This window comes from Azohydromonas aeria, from assembly GCF_009760915.1.
In the GTDB taxonomy this organism is placed as follows: domain Bacteria; phylum Pseudomonadota; class Gammaproteobacteria; order Burkholderiales; family Burkholderiaceae_C; genus Azohydromonas; species Azohydromonas aeria.
In genome coordinates, this window is sequence record NZ_VIDQ01000059.1 from 41050 (window position 1) to 50000 (window position 8951).

Genomic DNA, 8951 nt, shown 5'->3' on the forward strand with positions numbered 1-8951 from the left:
ACCGTCCGGACCGGCGGCCCGGGACTCAGGAAGATGCTAAGGGGAAAACCCGTGCGCGCGGCGGCCGCCGCGGCACGCCGCGCGCGGCATGGTTCACGATCCGGGACGAAGCGGGGCGGAAGCGGTGCCGTTCGGTGCCGAAGACACCATCACGACACATTCCCACCCGCGCCGTGCCGGCGCCGGCGGGACCCGGCTTCAGCCGCGCGTCACTGCGGCGGGCCCTGGCGGTGGCTGGGGCCTTCCTGGTCGGACGGGCCGGAGGGGTTGTCGTGCGCGGGGTCGCGGCTGTTCTCGTAGCCCTTCCAGGTGTTGTCCAGCGTGGCCTGGGCGCGCTCGGCGGCCTTGACGGCCTCCTTGTCGTCGGGGTTGACCTTGGGAACCTTGGGCGAATCGGTCATGCGTTGCTCCTGTGTCGGCTTGACCAGCAGGGCGGCAAGCGGCGTACCGCCGCGGGCATACTGATTCCGGCCGCATTGGCAGCCCTCCGGTGGCCGGGCGCGACGCATGCCTGCCCCGGGTCCAGGAACCAGACTTCGCCTCGCCCGTTCGCGCGCATGCCCCTGTATTCGCTGCACCCGCCCCGCTTCGGTCTCAAGGACTACCTGCGCGCCCCGCTGCTGCTGCTGGCCGGCGGCTGCGTGGTGGCGTCGGGCGCAGCCTGGTGGCAGCACCGCGCCAACGAGGCGCTGGAGCGCGCGCGCTTCGAGGCCCTGGGCGCGCGCGCCGCGGAGCAGCTGCGCACGCGCATGCGCACCTACGAGTACGGGCTGCGCGGCGCCCGCGGCGCCGTCATCGCCGCGGGCGTGGATGCCATCACGCGCGAGCGCTTCCACCAGTACGGCCTGTCGCGCCAGATCGAGCGCGAGTTTCCCGGCGCGCGCGGCTTCGGCTTCATCCGCCGCGTGCCGCAGGCGCAGGAGGCGGCTTTCCTGGACGCGGCGCGGCGCGACGGGGCGCCGGACTTCCGCATCCGCCAGATCGCGCCGTACGAGGGCGAGCGCTGGGTCATCCAGTACGTCGAGCCGCTGCACAACAACGCCGCCGCGCTCGGGCTGGACGTGGCCTCCGAGCCCAAGCGCCGCGCCGCGGCCCAGGCCGCGCTGCTCAGCGGCGAGGCGCGCATCACCGCGCCCATCACCATCGTGCAGGCCACCGAGAGCCCCAGCCGCGCCTTCCTGGTGATGCTGCCGCTGTACCGCGAGCCGGCCGTGCCGCCGGCCGACCGCCGCGCCGCCGAGGTGATGGGCTGGGCCTACGCGCCGCTGGTGATGGACGAGGTGCTGCGCGACTTCGACTTCGAGCGTGGCGACTACGCGCTCTCGCTTGCCGACGTGACCGGCGACACGCCGGAGAGCTTCTATGCCACCGCGCAATGGCGCGCCGACTTCACGGACGGGCCGCGCCAGCGCCGGCGCATCGAGGTGTACGGCCGCACCTGGGAGCTGGACCTGCAGGCGCAGCCCTCCTTCCGCGAGGGGCTCAACCTGCCCGACGCGGTGGGGCTGGGCGCGACCGTGGGCGGCGTGTCGCTGCTGCTGGCCTTGCTGGCCGGCGGCATGCAGCGCGCGGTGCGGCGCGAACAGCTGATCCAGTACCAGCGCGCGCGCATGGCCGCGATCGTGGAAGGCGCGCAGGACGCCATCGTCGGCCACGGCGCCGACGGTGCCATCACCGACTGGAACCCGGCCGCCGAGCGGCTGCTGGGCTGGAGCGCGTCCGAGGCCCTGGGACAGAACCTGTACGCGCTGGTGGTGCCCGAGCCGCAGCGCGAGCAGGCGCGCCAGGCCGGCGAGCACGCGCTCAGCGGCCGGGCCGTGCCGCCCTTCGACACCGTGGTGCGCCAGCGCGACGGCCGCCCGGTGGAGGTGTCGTACTCGCTGGCGCCGATCCGCGACGAGCAGGGCCAGGTGCGCGGGCTGGCCAGCACGCTGCGCGACATCCGCGCGCAGCGCGCGGCGCAGGCGCGCATCCTGGAGCTCAACGCCACGCTGGAGCAGCAGGTGCAGCAGCGCACCACGGAGCTGCGCGTGGTGTCGGCGCGCGAGCGCGCCATCCTCGACGGCGCGGGCAGCGCCATCGTCGCCACCGACGCGGCGGGCCGCATCACCCTCTTCAATCCGGCCGCCGAGCGCCTCACCGGCCATGCCGCGGCGCAGGCGCTGGGCCGCGAGGCCACGGCGCTGCTGCTCGACGCGCAGGAACTGCGCGAGCGCGAGGAAGCGCTGCGGGCCGAGCTGGGCCGGGCGCTGGCGCCGGGCGAGGTGTTCCTGTCGCGCGCGCACGGCCACGGCGCCGAAGGCGGCGAGTGGCGGCTCAAGCGCGCCGACGGCACGCAGGTGCCGGTGCTGCTGGACGTGCGCACGCTGCGCGACGAGCGCGCGCGCACCGTGGGCCTGATCTACGTGGCGGTGGACCTGTCCGAGCGCAAGCAGCTGGAGACCGAGCTGCAGCAGCGCACGGCGCAGGCCGAGGCCGCGAATCGCGCCAAGAGCGCGTTCCTGGCCAACATGAGCCACGAGATCCGCACCCCGCTCAATGCCGTCATCGGGCTGTCCCACCTGCTGCAGCAGATGCCGCTCGAAGGCCGGCAGCGGGAGTTCGTGGGCCACATCGCCGGGGCCGGGCAGCAGCTGCTGGGCCTGGTCAACGACGTGCTCGACCTCTCCAAGATCGAGGCCGGCGAGATGCGGCTGGAGCAGGTGCCCTTCGAGCTGCGCACGCTGCTCGACGAGGTCATGGCGCAGTTCCAGGTGCAGGCCGAGCAGAAGGGGCTGGCGCTGCGGCTGGAGCTGCCCCACCCGCCCGACGCCGCGCGGGTGCTGCGCGGCGACCCGCTGCGCCTGAAGCAGGTGCTGCTCAACCTGCTGAGCAACGCCGTGAAGTTCACCGAGCGCGGTGGCGTGACGCTGCGCGTGCGCGCGCTGCCCGGCGGCGCGCGGCGCGTGGTGCTGCGCCTGGAGGTGCTCGACACCGGCATCGGCATCGCGCCGGAGGCGCAGGCCAGGATCTTCGAGGCCTTCACGCAGGCCGACGGCTCGACCACGCGGCGCTTCGGCGGCACGGGGCTGGGCCTGTCCATCGTGCGCCGGCTGGTGGCGATGATGGAGGGCGAGCTCACGCTGGAGAGCACGCCCGGGCGTGGCAGCAGCTTCGTGGCGACGGTGCCGATGCAGACGGAGCCGGAGCCGGTGCCGGTGCCGGTGCCGAAATCGGAATAGGCCGCCTGAAGGCGGTTTGGTCGGCAGGCGAATTTCCTGGGTGAAACCTTTCTCGCAATATGTTGAGAAGCGGGTGAAACAACAGTGCCAAAGCATTGATGCCGGGCCAACACAATTGAGGGATGGCAGACACCGGGCCAGAAACTAGCCTGATTCCTGAAGGCGTATCCCTGCCGCGGAATGCGGTGGTCTGCATGCCTGAAAGGAAATTGCCGATGTCGCCATGCCGTCGCCTGCAGCGTTGGGCCGCGACGGCCCTGCTGGCGCTTGCCGCCGTGGGTGCCCAGGCCGAATTGCGCTTTCGCATCGAGGAGCTGGGTTACGAAGGGCGGCATGGGCCGTCCGAGTTTTTCTGGCCCGCCGCCATCAACAACCACGGCCAGGTCGTGGGTTATTTGCAGCAGGAGGTACCGCGAGACGACTACACCGAGTTGCTCACGACGGCCTATGTTTCCCGTGGCAGCCGGCTGCTGCCCCTGCCCGGCAGCGGCGCCTTCCGGCAGTCCAGCGCCTCGGGCATCAACGACCGGGGGCAAGTCGTGGGCGACTACCAGCCATCGGACGTTCCCGGCAATGTTCCCTTTATTCATGCCGATGGCTCGTACCGGGATTTGCGTGTCGAGAGCAAAACCGGGTGGGATTACACGAGCGGCATCAATGCCTCGGGGCAGGTCGCCGGCCGTGCCAATGCCAAGGCATTTTTCTTCGATGGCCGGCATTCGCGGTATATCGACATTCCCGGCGCCGTGGCATCGGACGTCGCAGGGCTCAACGACCGGGGCGAGGTATTGGGCAATGCCGTCTTCGAAAGGGCAGGCGGCGGATTCGAGCGGCGCGCCTTCGTGTTCGACGGCCAGGAGGCGAAATTCCTGCCCGATCCCCTCCAGGAGGGTTATCAGGGTTTCGCGCCGGTGGGCATCAACAACGCCGGGCATATCGTCGGGCGCGCGTACAGGCCCGACGACCAGTCCGTCAGGTCCGTCATCTACGGTGCCGGCGGGCGGCTCACCGAGCTGGGCGGCCTGTATGGGCGCGCGGACCGGACGGAGGTGACCGCGCTGAACGACCGGGACTGGGCCGTGGGGCTGGTCAGGGACGTCGATTGCAACGAGTTCAGCTGCAACGAGGCCTTCCTGTGGCGAGACGGACGCATGGCGGGCCTCACCGGGCTGCTGTTGCCCTCGCAAGCCCAGGGATGGCAGCTCACCCATGCCGCGGACGTCAACGACCGTGGCCAGATCGTCGGCACCGGCTGGCACCACGGCTTCTTCACCACCTTCGTACTCACGCCCGTGCCGGAGCCGCGGGGCTGGGCCCTGCTGCTGGCGGGGCTGGGCGCGGTCGGCCTGGGAACCCGGCGCCGGCCGGGATCGGCGGGCATGGGCTGGAAATGCATGGACAGGGCTCGCCCGTTTTCCGCGTCGGGCCACGCTGTTTGCGATGCCGCCCTGGCCGGTGTCCTTGAAAGGAAGCCGTGATGTTTCGAAATCCTTCCTTCATTGGTTTTGCTCTGGGTGCGACGCTGAGTTTTGCGGCCTTGGGCGCACAGGCTGAACTGCGCTACCGGCTCCAGGAGCTGACCCATTTCGACGCCATCGCCAGCAGCGGGCCGCTCGGGCCCATCGACCATTTCATTCCCCAAGCGCTCAACAACCGGGGCCACGTGGTGGGGTACCGGCTGCAGGAAGTGCAGAACGAGGTCATTGAATATATTCAGACGGCCCACGTTTTCGACGGCACCCGGCTGGCGCCGCTGCCCGGCAGCAATGTTTTCCGGGAATCCGTCGCCACCGGCATCAACGACCGTGGGCAGATCGTCGGCGGCTACCTCCTGCCTGACACCGCGTGGCAAATTCCGTATCTCTACGCCGACGGCCGATACCGGGACTTGCGCGTCGAGGCCACGAATACCTGGGGCGGCGCGTCCGGTATCAATGCCTCGGGGCACATTTCGGGCACAGCCCACGGCAAGGCGTTCTTCTTTGACGGCACGCGCTCCCGGTACATGGATATTCCCGGTGCCGTCGCGTCCGGCGCGGGGCCGCTCAACGACCAGGACACGGTGGTGGGCCGGGCCCATTTCGATGCGCCCGGCGGCATTCCTGAAGAGCGCACCTTCGTGCACCATGAAAATGGCCTGCGATTCCTGCCCAAGCCGCTTCCGGATTTTCAGGCGCCTCAAGTGACGGACATCAACAATGCCGGGCAAATGGTCGCCAATGTCTTCAACCCCGGGGAGCAGGCCCGCCGCGCCTTTCTTTACGGCGCGGACGGCCGCTTCGCCGACCTGGGCGGCCTCTCGCGGACTGCCGGGCAGACCGTCGTGGAGGCGCTCAACGATCGGGGCTGGGTCGTTGGCCAATCCGAGAGCGAGTCCTGCGACCTGTACACCTGCACCGAGGCTTTCCTGTGGCGCGACGGGCGCATGGTGAGCCTCAACGACCTGGTGGTCGGGCCGCCCGGCGACGAGTGGTACCTCAGCAGCGCGGTGGACATCAACGAGCGGGGCCAGATCGTGGGCAACGGCTGGCGCGGCGGCGCCAACTACGGCGCCTACCTGCTGACGCCCGTGCCGCAGCCGCCGTCGGGGGCGCTGTGGCTGGCCGGGCTGGGCCTGGTCGGCACGCTGGTGCGGCGCCGGACGGCAGGCCAGGGCTGAAGCCGGCGCCGCTGGCAGCCTCGGCTGCGTCCGGGTCGCGTCTCAGCGCACGCGCCCGCGCCGCTGCCACAGCGGTTTCTTGCCCTTCAAATGCCGCTCGATGCCGTCGTTCAGGCGCGAGCGCAGGTCCTGCACCGCGTCCACCTCGCCGTAGACGCCGGGAAAGCGCAGGTCCAGCCACAGCCACAGGCTGCACGCGCGCAGCGCCTGCTCCATGCGGTCGAGGCGGCTGTGCTCGTCCACCTCGCGCAGGAAGCGCGGGCTGCCGGCTTCGCCGGTCATGGCGTGGTGGTGCGCCCAGTCCAGGAACTCCTCGACCAGCGCCGGCGTGCGCGTGTCCACCGGCGCCTGGGCGTAGAGGAAGCGGTCCTTGAGCGAGAGCCGGCCGCCGGCCTCGTCGAGCAGCCCGGCGATCTCCAGCATCTGGTCGAGCTCGGCCACGGCGAAGTGCGCGTCGTCGAGCTTCAACTGCTCGATGAAGATGCCCAGCACCGTGCGCAGCTTGTTCACGTCCAGCCGTGCGGCGATGGTGTTGACGTGCCACCAGCCCGGCGCCACCGGGGCCTTGAAGTCGCGCGGGGCCTTGGGGCTTTGCGGCAGCAGTTCCTTGAGCGCGCGCAGCGCCGTGGGCTCGGCCTCGCGCAGCACGCCCGTGAAACCCTCGTCGTGCAGCCCGTAGCGGCCGGCGCGGCCGGCGATCTGGTGCACCTCGGTGACTGCGAGCGGGCGCTCGGTCTGGCCGTCGAACTTGTTGAGCGTGGAGAACAGCACGCGGCGGATGGGCAGGTTCAGCCCCATGCCGATGGCGTCGGTGGCCACCAGCACGTGCGCCTGGCCTTCGGCGAAGCGCTCGGCCTCGCGGCGGCGCACCTCCGGCGGCAGCGCGCCGTAGATGACCGACACCGGGTGCCCGTGCTCGGCGATCTGGTCGCGCAGCATCAGCACGTCGCGCCGGCTGAAGGCCACCACCGCGTCGCCGCGCCTGAGGTTGCCGATGGGCACCGGCTGCGACAGCAGCTGCACGTGCTGCTTGCGCTCGAAGTGCCGCACCGTGCACTGCTCGCCGGCCAGGCGCAGCAGCCGCTCGATGGCGGGCACGGCGTAGGCCGAGCAGATGATGATGACCTCGTTGGCCGGCGCGCCGACGATGGCCTGCGTCCAGGCCCAGCCGCGCGCGGTGTCGAAGATCATCTGCGCCTCGTCGATCACGGCCACGTCGATGGGGCGTTGCGTGCTCATCATCTCGATCGTGCTGGAGACCACGCGCGCCTCGGGCGCGGGCACGTTCTCCTCGCCGGTGAGCAGCGAGCACGGCACGCCGCGCGCCATGAGCCGGTCGCGCCCTTCGAGCGCGAGCAGCCGCAGCGGCGCGAGGTAGGCACCGTCCAGCGCCTGCGCCAGCCGCTCGAAGGCGGCGTGGGTCTTGCCGCTGTTGGGCGGGCCGACGTAGAGCGTGACGCTGCGCTGCATCTGGCGCGCCAGCGCGAAGCTGTCGGGGTAGCCGCGAAAGGCCAGCTCGCTGGTCAGTCCGGCCAGGGTGTCCATCTCCGCGGCGCGGTGCTCCCAGCGGTCCTGGGCGCGGGTGAGCGCGGCCTTCAGGGCCGGCAGCGGCTGCGGCACGGCGCACTCGGCCTGCAGTCGCGGCAGCAGCGAGCCGAGCTGGCGCGGGTGCCCGGACTCGCTGCGCGCCACGAGCTGGTGCAGGTGCGCGAGCAACTCGTCGGCATGCGGGTAGGGCGCGGGCTGTCCCAGCGCGGCCAGCAGCGCGCGGCGCTCGCCGTGGCGCAGGAAATCCCAGACCGGGCCCTCGTCGATGGCGACCTTGTGCGCGAGCTGCAGCGTCCAGCCCGGCTCGTCGAGCACGATCGGCTGGTGCAGCAGCCGCTCCCAGCCGGTGCCCGCGCGGGCGATGCCCAGCTGCTCCAGCGCGGCGGTGCGCTCCAGCATCAGCGCGCGCACCTCGGGGCCGGCGCCCACGGTGTCGAGGTGGCGCAGCGCGGCGTCCATCTGCGCCGGGTGGATCCAGCGGCTGGGTCGCCCGCCCGCGGCCGCGCGCGCGAGCTGGACGAAGCCGCGGCGCTCCAGGTCGGGCGCGGGCTCGTCGTCGCTCTCGATGAAGTCCGCCGGCTTGACCACCTGCGGCAGCAGGTACGCGGCGCGGCGCAGGCGCTCGACGTCGGCGGCGTTGAGGTGGGGCGGAATGCGCGCGGCGTGGTGCGGCTGCGGCAGCTTGAGCTCTTGTTGTTGCACTTCATTCATGCGGCCGATTGTGGCCCTGGCGAAAGGCTGCCTCGGGAGCGGCACAATCCGGGGCTTTGCTTGCTCGCCCCCGAGGGCCTGCCCATGACGAATTCCGAGACGCCCGCCACGCCGACTCCCGCCGACGCCGGGCTGCCGAACGATCCCAACACCGCCGCCACGCCCGTGCCCGCCGCCGCTGCCGCCGACACCCCGGCGCAGCCGGCGTCGGACGCGCCCACCGCGGCCGAGGCTCCCGCGGCGGACGCGCCGGCCGCGGCCGGCAACGACGCCGAGCCCGATGCGCCGGCTTCCATCGCGGCCGATCCGGACAGCGAGCCGGCGCAGCAGACCGAGCCCGCCCCGGTCGAAACCCCGGCCGCCACCCCGGACGGCGCCGAGGCGCCCCAGGGCGAAGGCGAGCCCGGCGCCGCTGCGGCAGCGGCCGCGCCCGCGGCACCGCGCTTCGACCTGGCGGCTGCGGCGCGCGACCTGTCGGAGGCCTTTCCGGCGCTGTTCGGCGGCAACGGGCCGCTGAAACCGCTGAAGCTGCGCATCCAGTCCGACATCCAGCAGCGCGCGCCGGGCCGCTTCACCAAGGGGCTGCTGTCGGCGTTCCTGCGCCGACACACCGGCAGCACGGCGTACCTGATCGCGCTGACACGCTCGAAGGAGCGCTTCGACCTCGACGGCCAGCCCGCGGGCGAGGTCAGCGACGAGCACCGCGAGGCGGCGCAGCAGGAAGTGGCGCGCCGGCGCGAGCTGCGCAAGGCCCGCCAGCAGGCCGAAGCCGCGGCGCGTCCGCAGCCGCCGGCGGGCGAGGCCGCGGCCGG

At 71.9% G+C, this 8951-nt stretch carries 6 protein-coding genes; 4 read left to right on the forward strand and 2 right to left on the reverse strand.

Annotated features, from left to right (window positions below):
• Positions 1–209: 209 nt before the first annotated feature.
• Positions 210–401: a hypothetical protein gene (locus tag FJ694_RS26125; RefSeq protein ID WP_157270328.1), complete on the reverse strand. Its 192-nt coding sequence runs from the start codon at positions 399–401 to the stop codon at positions 210–212.
• 156 nt (positions 402–557) lie between these two features.
• Here FJ694_RS26125 and FJ694_RS26130 point away from each other — a divergent pair, with 156 nt between their 5' ends.
• The 3 genes from FJ694_RS26130 (at position 558) to FJ694_RS36805 (ending at position 5880) form a co-directional block, all read left to right on the forward strand.
• The gene (locus FJ694_RS26130; RefSeq protein WP_157270330.1) at positions 558–3221 is read left to right on the forward strand and encodes a sensor histidine kinase; all 2664 of its coding nucleotides are present in this window, start codon (positions 558–560) and stop codon (positions 3219–3221) included.
• A 122-nt stretch (positions 3222–3343) separates the two neighbouring features.
• A complete protein-coding gene (locus FJ694_RS26135) occupies positions 3344–4699 on the forward strand; it encodes a hypothetical protein (protein ID WP_157270332.1) in 1356 nt (451 codons plus the stop codon).
• The gene (locus FJ694_RS36805; RefSeq protein ID WP_198321003.1) at positions 4699–5880 is read left to right on the forward strand and encodes a hypothetical protein; all 1182 of its coding nucleotides are present in this window, start codon (positions 4699–4701) and stop codon (positions 5878–5880) included. Before FJ694_RS26135 ends, FJ694_RS36805 begins: the two co-directional genes overlap by 1 nt.
• Before the next feature lie 42 nt (positions 5881–5922).
• On the opposite strand, the gene FJ694_RS26145 is transcribed toward FJ694_RS36805, so the two are convergent.
• Positions 5923–8139, reverse strand: a complete 2217-nt coding sequence (locus FJ694_RS26145; RefSeq protein ID WP_157270334.1) for a helicase-related protein — start codon at positions 8137–8139, stop codon at positions 5923–5925.
• A gap of 84 nt (positions 8140–8223) precedes the next feature.
• On the opposite strand from FJ694_RS26145, the gene FJ694_RS26150 reads away from it, so the two are divergent.
• Positions 8224–8951, forward strand: a 728-nt coding sequence (locus FJ694_RS26150) for a ProQ/FINO family protein (protein WP_198321004.1), incomplete at its 3' end; no start/stop codon positions are given.